The organism is Exiguobacterium sp. SL-9, assembly GCF_004336985.1.
Taxonomy (GTDB): Bacteria; Bacillota; Bacilli; order Exiguobacteriales; family Exiguobacteriaceae; genus Exiguobacterium.
In genome coordinates this window covers 687377-701424 of the sequence record NZ_SJUO01000001.1, presented here as the reverse complement: position 1 = coordinate 701424, position 14048 = coordinate 687377, and the positions used below count along the sequence as shown (strand labels likewise).

Sequence of the window (14048 nt, the reverse complement as noted above, 5' to 3'; positions counted from 1 at the left end):
AATGGCGACAGCGATTGAAGTAAATAAGCAAAGTGTAAAGCAACTTTTAGAGACTGGAAAAGAGCATAAATTTGTTATTCCTGAATATCAGCGACCGTATGCATGGACGGATGAACAAATTCAGACACTATTCGACGACTTAGTAGAGTATACGGGAAATAATAACGAAAGCACTTATTTTCTTGGTACAATCGTTTCCTATGAAAATGAGAATAGGGAACAAGAGATTATCGATGGACAACAAAGACTTACTTCTTTATTTCTATTATTGCGGGCAATATATACAAAATTAGATTCGATGACAGAAACAAAAGAAGTGCGAAATTTTAAAAGACAGATTGAATCTGCGTTATGGCAGCAAGATGAACTGACTGCGGAAGTTGATTTTGATAAAACCCTCATTGAATCTAGAGTGATGAGAGACAAAGGCAATATAACGTTCTCGAATATTTTAAAACAAGGCACGTACGAAATAGGGGCAAAAGATAATTATTCATTGAACTATAAACTTTTTCAAGAGTTGATTGAGAAGTTTGCAACAAACGAACCAGAGTTATTCTTTTGGTTTACACGGAACTTATTAAATAAAGCAATCTTGTTGCCAATTACCGCAGATTCACAAGACACAGCCCTTACTATTTTTTCGACTTTAAATGATCGAGGTCTAGCATTATCGGATGCAGATATTTTTAAAGCAAAAATTTATAATCGATTAGATTTGATGGAGAAAGCAGATTTTATTGAACAATGGCAACAATTGGACGAGGATGCCCAAGATGCAAACGAGAGTATTCAAAAGTTATTTTATTATTATATGTTTTATTTAAGAGCATTAGAAAATGACAGAAATACGACTACCCCTGGTGTTAGAAAGTATTATTCAAGAAATAACTTTGAGCAACTATACAAAGATGATGTTATTAAAAATCTAACATCAATACTGAACTTGTGGATAGTTATTAATAATAATGTTGAGATTGAAGAAGATTGGTCAAAGAATGTTAAGGTAAAACAGATACTGGATAGTTTAACCTCTTATCCTAATGAATTTTGGAAATATCCTGTTGTTATTTACTATCTAAAGCATAAGGAATCCCAAAAATTTGATGAGATGTTTTTACAATTTCTAAAAAAATTATTGGCAACTCTTGCAGCTAGGTACGTTGTAACTCCTACAATAAATGCTGTAAAGAGAGGGATACTCAATTTAAATGCTGAAGTTGTTAATTCACCTACTCCTAAGTTTGATTTCCCTAATGTAGATGAAAAAGAATTTAAAGACAAAGTAAAAGTTGCTCATCGAAATACTGTTCGAATGTTATTAAAAGTTCTAGCGTATGAAAAGCAGCAAGAACTATTGCCCGATAGATGGGAAATTGAACATATACTTCCGCAGAAGTGGCAATCGAGCTATTTCCCTTCTAGTTCCGAGGAAGAAGTTAAAAAGATTGTAGAACATATCGGAAATAAAATACCATTTGAAAAAAAATTGAATATCGTTGCTAGCAATGGTTATTTTAAAAAGAAACAAGAAAGTTATAAAAAATCTAAAGTTATCGCATTGTTAAATTTATCAAATCAACATAGCGATTGGGGTTTAGATGAAATTCGAGAGAGAGACATTCGTATTTCTGACGAATTGTTGATTATTTTTAACGAGTGGGGACTAAATCAATTACAATTTTCAATTCAAGATGACTCAAAACCGATGCCGACAGCAGAAGACTTGAAAAAAATTGATGAGTTACGAAGTAAAGGGTTTATTTGACTCCCCAGTACTAATCATTCTGTATATTATATAACTAATACATATACGAATATGAGAGGAGAGAGTTCAATGACTCAATACAATAAACTAATCCGCGACCGTATTCCTGAAATCATCCATGAAGCAGGGCAGATTCCTGTTGTCAAACATCTCAATCAAGCCGAGCATTTCGAACAGGCACGCTTGAAACTCTATGAAGAAATCAAAGAGTACGAAGAGACGAACATCGATGAAGAATCGCTTGAAGAACTTGCTGACATTCTGGAGCTCGTCTATACGCTCGGAAAGATGCACGGTGCGAGCTTTGAAGAATTGAATCGCATCCGTGAGGAGAAGCGAGAGAAGCGGGGCGGTTTTGAAAAAGGTCTCTTCTTAGAAGAGGTCCTTGATCATGAGTGAGTTACGTCTGCATACTAGTCATTTACGAATTCCATTACAACACCAAATCGACGCGGCGACTGAAATATATATGGTCGTCGCGTTTGCGCAAGTATCAGGTGTTCAAGAAATCGCTGAGGCACTAAAAAGCGCAGTTGAACGAGGGGCACAAGTTCGGATTTTGATTGGGGATTACCTCTATTTGACGAATCCGGATGCACTCGAGATGCTCATGAAGATTGATGGCGTTGAACTGCGACTGTATCGTTCGAAGGGCCAGTCGTTCCATCCAAAAGCCTATTTGTTCCGTACCCAGGATGGCGGGACGTTCTTTGTCGGCTCGTCCAATCTATCACATAGCGCCTTGAATCGAGGTGTTGAATGGAACGTCGAGATACCGGCGAGCATCTCGGAGGACGTGTTTGAACAATCCGTCGACGCGTTTCATGACCTGTTTTATAGTGACTATGCCCAAATCATGAACGCCGTCTCTTTACAGCCTTATCAGGAAGAGTATATGGCCCGCCAAGAGCGGATGAAGGAAGCGGAGCTGATTGCAGAACCACCACCGGTTTATATCGAGGACGATACGATTACGCCGAACACTGTGCAAGACGCTGCCTTAAAGGCGTTACGCGAGACGATGAACGAGGGTAGACGCAAAGCGATGCTCGTGCTCGCCACTGGACTAGGGAAGACGTACTTGAGTGCCTTCTTCGCCCGTCAGTTCAAGCGGGTGCTCTTTATCGCGCATCAGAAAGAAATCTTGCTCCAAGCGGAAGCTTCATACAAAAGAGTATCGAGTGACTGGAAGACAGGTCTGTTACTCGGTGGTGACTCGAGAGATGAGCAGTCAGCCGACGTGCTATTCGCTTCAATTCAAACATTGGCATCCAAACATCGAATGCAACAGCTTGCGCCTGACCAATTCGACTTGATTATTGTCGATGAGTTCCATCATTCGGCTGCACCATCTTATCGCCGCGTCCTGGACTACTTCGAGCCGAAGTTTTTGCTCGGATTGACTGCGACGCCGGACCGACTAGATGGGGGAGACGTCTATGCTTTATGTGATGACAACGTTGCGTATCAGATGCACTTTACCGAAGCGATTGAAGAGTCGTTTTTGACACCATTCCATTACGTTGGGATTTATGATGAGATTGACTATTCGCAGATTCGACTGATCAACGGCCGTCGCTATGATCAGGACGAACTGTTGGCTGAACAGTTGAAGGAAAGTGTCGCTCAAAAAATCTTTGAAGCCTGGCGGATGCATCACCAGACGCGAGCGCTTGGCTTTTGCTCGTCGGTCACTCAGTCTGAATACTTGGCCGACTATTTCCGCCTGCAAGGTGTTCAAGCCGTCGCGTTACATAGCCAGACCGAATATAACCGCGCCGATGTGATGCGTCAATTGAAGCAGGGCCATCTCGATATCATCTTCGCGGTCAACTTATTCAATGAAGGTGTCGATATCCCGGAGATTGATACGTTATTGTTCTGCCGCCCGACCGAATCGTTGACGGTGTTCACCCAACAGATTGGTCGTGGATTACGTCTATTGAGCGGTAAGACGCATTGCACCATCATCGATTTGATTGGGAACTATAAGAACATCGATAAGAAGTTGGCGCTGTTGACGACGAAGCGGCAGCCGATTGTCAAAGCACTTCCTACAGATGTGGATTTACCAGGCGAATGTACCATCGAATTTGATTTACATGCAATCGATTTATTGAAGCAAATGGTCACCCGTTCTTCGACACGGCGACAACAGTTGGAGCGTAACTACTTCATGGTGAAAGAAGAACTTGGAAGACGTCCGAGTTACCTAGAGTTGATCCAGCGAGGTGAATACTCAATAGATGCCTATCGTTCTGAATGGAAGAAAGACGGAGGGTATTACGGATTCCTAAATCGGGTGGAGGAGCTGGATGATGAAGAGAGTCACCTGTTTGAAGAGGCGAAGTCGCTGTTGCTTGAAGTAGAATACACAGACATGACGAAGAGCTATAAGATGATTGTGTTATCCATCATGTTAAGTCGTGGGGTCGCGGGATGGCTTCAACCACTCTCAGCTAGCGAGGCGGCTCGTCCATTCTATGAGTTCATCAATGAATTCCCATATCGTCAGCAGATTGACGGACAGACGAAAGACTTCCAATCCCCGTTCCATCAACAAAAGATTGAAAAGTTACTGTTGCGGATGCCATTTGATAAAATAGCTAAAGGACCGTTCTTCGTATCAGAGGAGTCATTACACATCGAGCATAATGAAGCGTATGCTCATCCTTTGGTTTACGAATGGGTCAGTCAAATCGTTGAAGTGCGACTACATCACTACTTTAGTCGTAAAGCTTCAGAATGATTGGGAAAGGAGTCTTTAACTTGAAACGCGCACTACTTCGCAAAATCCAATTCGCCCTCCAGCATCATGGCGGCACGGCGTCATTGAAAGAAATCAACGCATATATCGAACGGTCGTACTATCAACTCGAACTCGATCGCTATAAAGATTGGAAGGCTCACGTCAATAAACAGATTCGGGCCCATTCGAGTGATTCGGCCAGCTTCGCGGGGAAAGAGGACTTGTTCTATTCCACGGGAAATAAAGGCGTTTGGGGCCTTCGCCAATTCAATAATTAAGCGAAAGCGGAACCATTTCAGTTGGTTCCGCTTTCAATGTTTACAATCCGTCACACCCCCTTGTCACAGAATGTTCAATCCTGTAAACTTCGAAACAGTGTGAAAAAAATGTATAAGGGGTTTATCCATGGAAATCGTTCAGCAGTTATCACAAGTACAATTACTCAACCAATTCTGGTTGCTCATGGCCTTCGTCATCCCGATGGTCATTTTATCGCGGATGGTCGTGGCTGGTTCACGGTTCTCACCAATCCTCGTCATCGTCATCTTCGGTCTTGGACTTGGCTTCGCCATGGTCGAGATGGGCATCGCGACACCGGGTCTCCCTGAGTTCCCGCTCGTCGACTTCCTATCACGGACGACCATCATCGCACTCGTTGTCTCATTCTTCGTCGGTGGCCAAGAGCTCCGCAAGATTTTGAGCAAACAAGAGCTCGATATGAAAGACATCGTCGTACCATCTACAGAAGAGATGTTTCTCGGGACAGGACGGACACAGTTCATCTTCATCCTCCGTTCATTCTTCTTGCTCGTCGGTCTCGAAGGGTTCTTCCGCATGATGATTCAACCGGGCGCGGCAGAGGGCATCATGCTCTACTACCCGATCCTCGCGTTGATCGGTCTCGCGGCGTCGTTCCTCTTAATCGACCACAAGGCACAAATCGACGACAAGAAGGTATATATGCGTAAAGGCGTCATCGAGACGGTATTGATGCTCGTCATCTTGTTCATCTCGTACGCAATCGCTATGGCTGTTCAACCGGTCATCGCATTGCCGCAGATTTTCTTCGCCATGTTGCTCTCGTCAGCACTCGGTGCCATCTTCCACAACTGGACGTATGGACCGACCGTCCGCGCGCTTCTATTCGCCGGGATCCCGGTCGTCTTGGCCGCCAACTTCATGGTCGGTGGTTCACGAATCGGTGATGCGTTCGCCATCGAAGGCATGAACTCGATTCTCGTGTACGGTTTCTTCGGTCAATTGTTCTGGATGTTCGGTGGGATTGCGCTCCTTATGTGGTTCGCCCGCACAGGACACATCCGCAACCTCGCACCAGGTATGGCCGGCTCGCTCTCGCACAGTGGTCTCACAGGCGCATGTACAGCTGGTGACTTCGGTCAAGTGGCAGCGAAACGTGCCCCAATCATGATCAACATCCCGTTCTTCGGTCACATCTTCGTGTTCTCGATTTTGGCAGTCAGTGCCGATAACGGGGCGCTCTGGATTTGGCCGACAGCAATCATCGTCTTGGTCGGTCTTGTGCTCACGGCGCTCTCGCTCAAAAACTTGCGCGGTGCCAACGGAGAAGACTTCAAAGAAGTGAAGGCGCTCATGCAGTTCTCGTTCGGTTGGCAGATGATGGCGGTCTTTGGTGGACTCGTCATCCTCAGCTTCAGCACAATCGCGTTCGATTACACGACGATGGCTCAATCATCAGCCATCTCGCACTTTGGTCTCTTCGCAGCCGTCCAAGGTGGCATGTTCGGGACAGAAGCGTCGCTTCTCATCCCACTCATCTTCTCGATGCCGTTCCTCGTTCACCCGATCGTGTTCTACATGTTCGGGAAGGCGCTCGATAACAACGGTGAAATGCCACGCGTACCGGTTTACGCGATGGCGCTCATCGGTGTCGTCGGCGTATCGTTCGCGATTCTCGGCGTATAACAAACAGCCGCTTCTACCAATGTGTAGAAGCGGTTTTTGTGTGCTTATTTTTCTGCGAACGGTCGCCACTTCGGGTCTTTGACATCGTGGTCAGCTGGTTGACGGACAGAATCGCTAAAGAGGAGCTCACTTACTCCGAAGCGGATGTAATTCTGTTGCGCTTGCCGGAGCGACACCGTATTGGCACCACCCTCATAATCCGGGTCGCTGAACTGAACGCCGTCGTCTTCCCAAAAACAGATGCCGCAAATATCATACGTGCCGGGTGGTTCTTCGTTAAGCGTCTTGTACCCGCAGCAAGGACATGTGTATGTCATCGAACCTCACCTCATCATTATTAAAGTGCGAAACAAAGTGCTCATGCTGTTTCATTAGGTTCATCTTACAATCACTCACGTCTAGTTGTGTGATTTTGATGAATCGGACTTCACGTTTATTTCGCCGGATTGACAACGAACAGACACAAAGAAAGCGGTCGCAATAAGTGTGAGTGAGTACAATTAGTCTGTTCACATAATGGACACATTACATAATCGGGGGAACGTTTATGACATCATCTTCAGCGAGTCGCGATTGGTACCGTGCCGTCTGGCGCTGGCATCTCTACGCAGGACTCATCATCGCACCATTCCTATTAGTGCTCGCGGTGACGGGAGCCGTCTATTTATTCAAGCCACAGATTGAGCAAGTCATTTATTCCGATTACTATCAAGTCGAACCGGCCGGGGATCGCTTGAGTGCGACCGAGTTGTATAATCAGGTCCAAGCCGAATATCCGGACACACCCATCACGCGCTATCGGCCCGGAGAGAGTGCGAATCGCTCGACCGAATTCCGTGTCATGACAGAAGAGGGAGCAACGACGGTGTTCGTCGATCCCTACAACGGAGAGGTCATCGGGAGTCAATTGAATGCTGACCGATTCATGAGCCAAGTCGAACGGATTCATGGTGAATTGATGATTGGTCCGCTCGGAGACCGCATCGTCGAACTCGTCGCCTGCTGGACGATTGTTCTGATGGCGACCGGATTATATCTATTTTGGCCACGAAACGGGCTACAGGCGTCTGGGACGGTGTATCCGCGACTTCGGAAGGGGAAACGGATTTTGCGCCGTGACCTGCATGTCGTCCCTGGTTTTTGGGTGACGGCAGGACTGTTGTTTCTCGTCTTGACTGGTCTGCCATGGTCCGGTTTTTGGGGAGCGAACTTCCAAGCGATTGCGACGAATGCAGGCGTCGGCTATCCACCGTCGATTTGGGGTGGAGAGGCTCCGACTTCAACCGTGAAGACTGAGGATGTCGCCGACGTCCCGTGGGCGGCCGAGACATTGCCGGTGCCGAACTCGGAAGTCGCCGGGTACGTACCGCTGTCGCTCGATCAAGTCGACACGATCGCCATAACGGTCGGGATGGACCCGAGTTACACGATCAGCTTACCGAGTACACCAGATGGCGTCTATACGTTATCCGCGTATCCGGACCGGGCCCAGGACGAGGCGACGATGCACGTCGACCAATATTCCGGTGCCGTCCTCGCCGACTATCGTTACGACAATTACGGCATTGTCGGGAAAGCCGTCGCGCTCGGAATCACGCTACACAAGGGGACACAGTTCGGGCTGCCGAACCAATTGATCAGTCTCGCGATTTGTCTCGGTGTCATCCTTGTCGTCGTGAGCGGGGTGTATCTCTGGTACTCGCGTAAACCTGTCGCGAAAAGTGGGGCACCATCGGCTCCGAGTCGGACGAGACGAAACGTATTGATCGTCTTGCTCGTCGGCTTCGGAATCATCTTTCCACTCGTCGGGCTGTCGCTGCTTGTCGTCGCGCTGCTCGATTGGTTGATTGTTCGTCGTTCGACGAAATTGACACGCTTTTTGAACGCAGGGTGAGGGGGAATGACGATGAAACGAATCATACTAGCAATCAGCCTCACTGCCGTCGTGGCACTATCCGCCTGTACGGTCAACCCGGATGCGGCTGAGCGATACAAACAAGAGACGCCGCTCCAAGCGACGCTCGATATTCCGGGAGTCGTGGAGGCGGGAGAGCCGATCACGTTCGAAATCGACTTGCGGATAGAAGGCGATGTCGAACCTGACTTCGTACATTTGGAGTTACAAAAGGCAGACGGGACAATTTCCTACGGCATGCAGGAAGCGACGCGAACCGCTGACGGTACGTATGAACTGACGACAAGTGTCAAACAGGACGGATTATATATCGCCCGGGTCCATGCGCAGGCGAACGGCTCGACCATCTTTCCGGCAAAACAGTTTATCGTCGGTGAATTGACTGACGATGAATGGGCCGCTTTATATGACGGGGCTGCACCAGTCGAAGCTGTGACGGAACCGCACCATTAAAAAAGTTCTCCTTCCAATTCCTTGGAGGGAGAACTTTTTGGTTTCACACCAACATGGACAACAGCGTTAAAATCGCCAATCCACCTTGCGTGAGGATAATCTTTTTATTACTCGTGATGCTGCCGTACAACGCGACGAGGACGATATAAACGAGGAGCATCGTGACAATCTCCGTCGATTGGCTGACGAACAGACCATACAACAACCCGACGCCAATCAATCCGTTATAGACGCCTTGGTTCTTGAATAGCACCGACACGGAGTCGCGCGCGAGCTCTTGTTCCGTCATATTGAAGACACGGGCCGTCGTTTTCGAACGAGTGGCGAACGTCTCGAGATACATGATGTAGAAGAACTCGAGTGCGACGAGCGTTCCGAGGACGAGGGTGAGCCCGGACATGTTAGTTTGCCGTTGCGACTTCCGTCACATGGATGACCGGCTTCGCCGTCACGTAGTTGCCTACGCTTTGAGCGAACGCGATGAGATCCGGGTTTTGGTTGTGTTGCTCGACGGCCGCTTGGTCGGCCCAATTCTCGATCATAACGAAGCGGTTCTCCGCCGTCGTTGATTGGAAGAGCTCATAGCTCAAGCAACCCGCTTCTTGTTTTGATGAGTCGATGAGCTTGTTGATGTCTGCCAAAAAGTTGTCAAATTCCGTTTCTTTTACTTCGAAAATAGCATTGATTAAGATCATGTAGGTGTCCTCCGATTATTTGAATGATGTGATTTTTTCAGCGTCGAGACGTACCGATTGGTAGCCTTCTTCTGCAGCTTTACCGACCGAGAGAATCATGACCGGCACGTAACGGTCTTTGTCTAAGCCGAACGCTTCCGCGAGTTGATCTTTCTCGAAACCGCCGATTGGGTTTGTGTCATAACCGTGGGCACGGGCGACGAGCATAAATTGCATCGCAGCGAGGCTCGAGTCGATTTTGACGATGTCGTTCATCTCTTGTGTCGACAAGTTTTGGTAGTACGGGAGAATGGCCGCGAGCTGTTGATCGCGTACTTCTTGCGGCATCTTGCCTTCTGCGACGGCTTGGTCGTAGATGTCTTCACCGAGCTCGTAGCATTCCATATCGCCGAAGATGAGGACCATCGCGGCCGACGTGTCGTTTTGACGGACGTTGAAGCGGATGAGCGGCTTGAGCGTTTCTTTCGCCTCAGGGCTCTCGACGACGACGAAGCGCCACGGTTGCATGTTCACTGAAGAAGGAGCCGTTGTCGCTTCCTCAATCATTTGAAGCATTTCAAGTTGTGAGATTTTGACGTTCTCGTCGTAGACACGGATCGATTTACGACCGAGCATCACGTCAGTGAATGTGTTGTTTTCGAATGTAGTTGCCATGGTTATTACCTCTTTCTCTCTTGTTATAGTTGGTTCAACTTTTGTAGCAGACTCGATAGCTGATTGATTTCTGACTCGGACAGCACCTTCGTGATCAAGTGCTTGCTGCGGTCATGGTCTTGTTCACAGCTCGTCAAGTCGTGCTTGGCTTCGTCGGTCAAGTGGACGAACACTTCGCGATGGTTCGCCGTGTTCCGCTCCCGTCGGACGTAGCCTTTTTCTTCAAGGATCTTCAAATGGCGGGTGATGGCCGCATGATCGATTTTCATCGTCTGCTGAATCTCACTTTGCGGACAGACGCCTTTGTCATGCACGATCATGAGCATCTCGTAGCGGGTCAGGCTGAAGCCCGTCTCTTTTTCGAACGAGGTTGCGACGCGTTGGTCCGCCAGTTTGATTTGGTACAGCAGTCGGCTGATATCTCGTAATTCCATCTGTGATGTTTCACCCCTCTCATTTGATAAGTCAATTGTTGACTCGTCAAATGTAAAACATTCATGACGCGTTGTAAAGAAGAATGCTCACAAAAAAACCATCCGCTTTGGCGAATGGAATTTACTCTTCATATTTCGTGCCATCAAAGTGATAGTCATGGATGAACGTCGCCTCATCGAATCCGTACAGTCGATCGTGGCGATTCAAGTCGTCAATCGTCTGCAGCTCATGCATCGCCGGTTCGCCGGGGAACGAGTCGTGAGAGACGTTCATATATCGCTCGGTGAAATCGTCGTCTTCGTTCGGTGTGCCGTCGAATGAGAAGTGAATCGAGTAGACGTCATCTTCCAAAGCGCGTATCACGCCGAGCATCCGCTCTTTCTGGGCGTCCGTGTTGGACCACTTCTCATGGAACATGATCGACACGTCCAAGAACTCTTTCGACTCGACGTCGAAGACGGACGTCGGGGTAGGGGTAAGCGTTGTCTCATACTCTTCATCGACCCCTGAGGCGATACTTGCGCGGACCGTCTCCGCCTCGGTTAACAAGTCGAGCTGTTTGAGCCGCTCTTTGACCGTGTCTTCAGCCTCTTGTTGCCAGACGTGTTCGAGCACGTCATCATGGATCGACTCGTCGCTTCCATACGTCTCGGCCCAATAGTCACCAGCGAGCTCTGGGCTCGTCAACGTAAACTCGGCCGCATACCCGCCCATCTTCCAATCACGCCTTAGTGTGACATCTACGTTTTCTCCATATGTATCTTCGACGTATGTTTCATACCGTGTCTCTTCTTCTTGTTTGGCGCCTGTCGACCAGACGACCCCGATTACTGTCATCGTACCTAAACCTGCTAATAGCCATCGTCTCTTCATGTTCAATCACCTCTATCCCAATTTACCCGAAATGGGAGTCGTCCACCTCGGTCCAAAGTCGTATTCAATTTATTCCCAATTCCCTGTAAACTGAAAGTGCCCTTTAAGAACTATTGTCTTTACGTGTACTAATACATATAATACACTTATACTACGTACACAAGAGAGGGTGTGACCCATGTTATATAAGATTGATATGAAAAGCGCGGAACCTTTGTATGAACAAATCGTCAATCAGACGAAGGCACTCGTCATCCGTGGGATTTTACGGCCAGGCGATAAGGTGATGTCCGTGCGCGAACTCGCGACCGACCTCGTCATCAATCCGAATACGGTCAGTAAGGCGTATCAGGAGCTCGAACGACTCGGCTTGCTCGAGATGCACCGCGGTCGGGGGACGTTCGTCTCCGAGGACTGGATCGACCAGGACTCGCCGCGCGCACCGATCCTAGAGGCGATCAAGAAGCTCGCCATCGATTGCCATTATGCGAACATCGCGCTCACCGAAGCGCTGACGCTATTTGAGATAGAATATAAGAAAGTAGGGGAGAACCATGCTGACAGTCCAGCAACTGAGTAAGAAAATCGATCGACAGCAAGTCCTAGATGATATCGATTTCACCGTCGGCGCCGGGGAGATCATCGCCCTCGTCGGACGGAACGGCGCTGGTAAGACAACGCTGCTCCGGACGATGGTCGGCATCATCCGACCGGACACGGGCGACGTCCGCTACGGTCCATCGAGCATCTTTGAAAAAGCAGAGTTGAAACGCGACGTCATTTTTGTCCCGGATTCGGCCGACGCGCTCAAACATTACACAGTCAACGAGGCGGCCGCGCTCTATGAATCGATCTATCCGACGTTCAACCGGTCAACGTTCAGAGAGACGCTCACGCGTTACAACATCGATAACAAGAAGATTCGCCAGCTCTCGAAAGGACAGAAGGCGATGGTGACATTGTCGCTCGCCTTCGCCGTCCAAGCGAAATACTATTTGCTCGATGAGCCGACCGACGGACTTGACGTCGTCGCAAAATCCGACGTCTTGAAACTGATGATCGCCCAAGTCGAGGTACGCAACTGCTCGATTATCGTCTCGAGCCACCAGTTGCATGAGCTCGAGCGGATCGCCGACCGCATCATCATGATCGAGAAGGGTCGCGTCAAAGCGATCATGTCTCTCGAAGAGGCGCGCGAGACGAGCGTCAAACTGCAAGTCGTGTTCAACGACCAAGTTCCGGTCGAACTGCTCGAACGAAAAGATATCGACATTATCAACGTCACAGGTCGGGTCGCCTTGTTTATGGCAAAAGAACGGACGAAAGAACTCGATACGTTCGTCGACGCGCATGACCCGATGCTCGTCGAAGAAATCCCGATGTCGCTCGAAGACATCTTCCGGGTCCAATTAGGAGGTGAGGCAAGTGTCTTTTAAGGTGCTGCTAAAGAAAGATTGGAAACAAGTGTCGTTGTTATGGATGTTGCTCGTCTTCCTCGGAATCGTCGCCCATACGCTTCCGGTATGGACACAGATTCAATCGTTCGACGAACAAGTTCGGGAAATCCAAGAAAATCCGGCGGATTATGCCGAATGGTATGGCGACAACGTGACGAATCCGTCGCTTGAAGAGCTATTTAGCCCTGAGTATAGCTATTTTATTGGTGACTTACAGACACTCATCCCGTATGGTGGCGTCATTTTCCTCTATATCATCTTCGGTTTCTTGATGGCGTCCGTCTTGATTGGAAGTGAACGCAATAGCCAAATGTCTGACTTTGCGATGTCTCTCCCGTTCAACCGCAATCAGCTATACATATCGAAGTGGTTGATCGGAGTGAGCGGGATTGTCGTCTCGTCGCTCCTCGGCAGCCCGCTCATGCTTTGGGTCATCCAGACATCTCGCTATTCGTTTTTGATGGAAGGACATGCGTTGCAAGTCGCAGGGCTAGCCGGCTTTATGTTGTTGACTGGCATTGCCGTCTTCTCGCTGGCGTTATGGATGGGTTCATTCGGTGGGGAGGCCGTCTCGCAAGTGCTCTGGTCGGTCGTCGCCCTGTTATTCCCTGTCGGCATCTTACTGTTGATTCAAGGATCAATTTATTCGATCACTCAAAATACAGCAGGAGTCTACGATTTATTCGAACGTGCCATGGAAAGTGTGTTTTTACGATTGATTTCTCCGCTCGCGAACTTGTTAAATGTCGATACGTTCAACATGTTCACGGACGATACAGTGTGGGAAAACTTTATGACGGTAGCGATTATTAGCTCCCTCGGATTCATCGTCCTCTCGTTCGGTATCGGCTTATGGACGTTCAACCGGGTCCCACAAGAAAACAACGGCCGCTTCTTCATGTTCACGAACTGGCTTTGGCTCGTCCATGTCATCATGGTCATCTGTTTCGCCATGCTCGGTGGGATCGTTCTGGCTAATCTCTCCTACCCGACGAATAGCATCCTCTATTTTGTTGGATTTGCAATCGGTGGCTTCCTCGCGCATTTGCTCGCGAAACGTCTGCTCTATCGCTTCAACTTGAGACTAAAAGTGTAAAAGGAGAAT

General features: G+C 48.4%; 16 protein-coding genes. 10 read left to right on the top strand and 6 right to left on the bottom strand.

The window, feature by feature from the left end:
• The first annotated feature begins 1 nt into the window (after window position 1).
• From EVJ34_RS03615 to EVJ34_RS03595, 5 genes are all read left to right on the top strand, one after another.
• The gene (locus EVJ34_RS03615) at window positions 2-1768 is read left to right on the top strand and encodes a DUF262 domain-containing protein (RefSeq protein ID WP_131484710.1); all 1767 of its coding nucleotides are present in this window, start codon (window positions 2-4) and stop codon (window positions 1766-1768) included.
• 69 nt (window positions 1769-1837) lie between these two features.
• Window positions 1838-2167, top strand: coding sequence for a nucleoside triphosphate pyrophosphohydrolase (locus EVJ34_RS03610; protein WP_131471048.1), 330 nt, complete (start codon window positions 1838-1840; stop codon window positions 2165-2167).
• Window positions 2160-4517 carry a DEAD/DEAH box helicase family protein gene (locus EVJ34_RS03605; protein WP_131484709.1) on the top strand — a complete coding sequence of 786 codons (2358 nt, stop codon included), beginning with the start codon at window positions 2160-2162 and terminating at the stop codon, window positions 4515-4517. Before EVJ34_RS03610 ends, EVJ34_RS03605 begins: the two co-directional genes overlap by 8 nt.
• 20 nt (window positions 4518-4537) lie before the next feature.
• Window positions 4538-4795 (top strand): hypothetical protein, encoded by a 258-nt coding sequence (locus EVJ34_RS03600; RefSeq protein WP_131484708.1) that lies wholly within the window; start codon window positions 4538-4540, stop codon window positions 4793-4795.
• 127 nt (window positions 4796-4922) lie between these two features.
• Window positions 4923-6461 carry a hypothetical protein gene (locus tag EVJ34_RS03595; protein WP_131484707.1) on the top strand — a complete coding sequence of 513 codons (1539 nt, stop codon included), beginning with the start codon at window positions 4923-4925 and terminating at the stop codon, window positions 6459-6461.
• 44 nt (window positions 6462-6505) lie between these two features.
• Here the strand turns inward: EVJ34_RS03595 and EVJ34_RS03590 are convergent, their stop codons facing one another.
• Window positions 6506-6778, bottom strand: a complete 273-nt coding sequence (locus EVJ34_RS03590) for a CPCC family cysteine-rich protein (RefSeq protein WP_131484706.1) — start codon at window positions 6776-6778, stop codon at window positions 6506-6508.
• A gap of 230 nt (window positions 6779-7008) precedes the next feature.
• Between EVJ34_RS03590 and EVJ34_RS03585 the strand changes: the two genes are divergently transcribed.
• A complete protein-coding gene (locus EVJ34_RS03585; protein WP_131484705.1) occupies window positions 7009-8355 on the top strand; it encodes a PepSY-associated TM helix domain-containing protein in 1347 nt (448 codons plus the stop codon).
• Between the two features lie 12 nt (window positions 8356-8367).
• Window positions 8368-8829 carry a hypothetical protein gene (locus EVJ34_RS03580; RefSeq protein WP_131484704.1) on the top strand — a complete coding sequence of 154 codons (462 nt, stop codon included), beginning with the start codon at window positions 8368-8370 and terminating at the stop codon, window positions 8827-8829.
• A gap of 43 nt (window positions 8830-8872) precedes the next feature.
• On the opposite strand, the gene EVJ34_RS03575 is transcribed toward EVJ34_RS03580, so the two are convergent.
• From EVJ34_RS03575 to EVJ34_RS03555, 5 genes are all read right to left on the bottom strand, one after another.
• On the bottom strand, window positions 8873-9229 hold the full coding sequence (locus EVJ34_RS03575; protein ID WP_131484703.1) for a DUF1304 domain-containing protein: 357 nt from the start codon (window positions 9227-9229) through the stop codon (window positions 8873-8875).
• Window position 9230: 1 nt separating this feature from the next.
• A complete protein-coding gene (locus tag EVJ34_RS03570; protein WP_131433411.1) occupies window positions 9231-9524 on the bottom strand; it encodes a putative quinol monooxygenase in 294 nt (97 codons plus the stop codon).
• A gap of 15 nt (window positions 9525-9539) precedes the next feature.
• Entirely contained in the window at window positions 9540-10178 is a 639-nt protein-coding gene (locus EVJ34_RS03565) for a nitroreductase family protein (protein ID WP_131484702.1), read from the bottom strand.
• Window positions 10179-10201: 23 nt separating this feature from the next.
• Window positions 10202-10612, bottom strand: coding sequence for a MarR family winged helix-turn-helix transcriptional regulator (locus EVJ34_RS03560; protein ID WP_131433414.1), 411 nt, complete (start codon window positions 10610-10612; stop codon window positions 10202-10204).
• Window positions 10613-10733: 121 nt separating this feature from the next.
• Entirely contained in the window at window positions 10734-11486 is a 753-nt protein-coding gene (locus tag EVJ34_RS03555; RefSeq protein WP_131484701.1) for a hypothetical protein, read from the bottom strand.
• Between the two features lie 178 nt (window positions 11487-11664).
• Between EVJ34_RS03555 and EVJ34_RS03550 the strand changes: the two genes are divergently transcribed.
• The 3 genes from EVJ34_RS03550 to EVJ34_RS03540 are packed head-to-tail and all read left to right on the top strand — an operon-like array spanning window position 11665 to window position 14039.
• Window positions 11665-12066: a GntR family transcriptional regulator gene (locus EVJ34_RS03550; protein ID WP_131433418.1), complete on the top strand. Its 402-nt coding sequence runs from the start codon at window positions 11665-11667 to the stop codon at window positions 12064-12066.
• Complete coding sequence (locus EVJ34_RS03545; protein WP_131484700.1) at window positions 12041-12922, top strand: ABC transporter ATP-binding protein; 882 nt, start codon at window positions 12041-12043, stop codon at window positions 12920-12922. Before EVJ34_RS03550 ends, EVJ34_RS03545 begins: the two co-directional genes overlap by 26 nt.
• A complete protein-coding gene (locus EVJ34_RS03540) occupies window positions 12912-14039 on the top strand; it encodes an ABC transporter permease subunit (RefSeq protein WP_131433422.1) in 1128 nt (375 codons plus the stop codon). Before EVJ34_RS03545 ends, EVJ34_RS03540 begins: the two co-directional genes overlap by 11 nt.
• Window positions 14040-14048 lie beyond the last annotated feature (9 nt).

Bases quoted from the DNA above. Each gene is read 5' to 3' on its own strand.
- EVJ34_RS03615 (WP_131484710.1), top strand. From the start codon at position 2: ATGGCGACAGCGATTGAAGTAAATAAGCAAAGTGTAAAGCAACTTTTA.
- EVJ34_RS03580 (WP_131484704.1), top strand. From the start codon at position 8,368: ATGAAACGAATCATACTAGCAATCAGCCTCACTGCCGTCGTGGCACTA.
- EVJ34_RS03545 (WP_131484700.1), top strand. From the start codon at position 12,041: ATGCTGACAGTCCAGCAACTGAGTAAGAAAATCGATCGACAGCAAGTC.
- EVJ34_RS03570 (WP_131433411.1), bottom strand. From the start codon at position 9,524: ATGATCTTAATCAATGCTATTTTCGAAGTAAAAGAAACGGAATTTGAC.
- EVJ34_RS03595 (WP_131484707.1), top strand. From the start codon at position 4,923: ATGGAAATCGTTCAGCAGTTATCACAAGTACAATTACTCAACCAATTC.
- EVJ34_RS03605 (WP_131484709.1), top strand. From the start codon at position 2,160: ATGAGTGAGTTACGTCTGCATACTAGTCATTTACGAATTCCATTACAA.
- EVJ34_RS03565 (WP_131484702.1), bottom strand. From the start codon at position 10,178: ATGGCAACTACATTCGAAAACAACACATTCACTGACGTGATGCTCGGT.
- EVJ34_RS03610 (WP_131471048.1), top strand. From the start codon at position 1,838: ATGACTCAATACAATAAACTAATCCGCGACCGTATTCCTGAAATCATC.
- EVJ34_RS03555 (WP_131484701.1), bottom strand. From the start codon at position 11,486: ATGAAGAGACGATGGCTATTAGCAGGTTTAGGTACGATGACAGTAATC.
- EVJ34_RS03550 (WP_131433418.1), top strand. From the start codon at position 11,665: ATGTTATATAAGATTGATATGAAAAGCGCGGAACCTTTGTATGAACAA.
- EVJ34_RS03590 (WP_131484706.1), bottom strand. From the start codon at position 6,778: ATGACATACACATGTCCTTGCTGCGGGTACAAGACGCTTAACGAAGAA.
- EVJ34_RS03575 (WP_131484703.1), bottom strand. From the start codon at position 9,229: ATGTCCGGGCTCACCCTCGTCCTCGGAACGCTCGTCGCACTCGAGTTC.
- EVJ34_RS03560 (WP_131433414.1), bottom strand. From the start codon at position 10,612: ATGGAATTACGAGATATCAGCCGACTGCTGTACCAAATCAAACTGGCG.
- EVJ34_RS03585 (WP_131484705.1), top strand. From the start codon at position 7,009: ATGACATCATCTTCAGCGAGTCGCGATTGGTACCGTGCCGTCTGGCGC.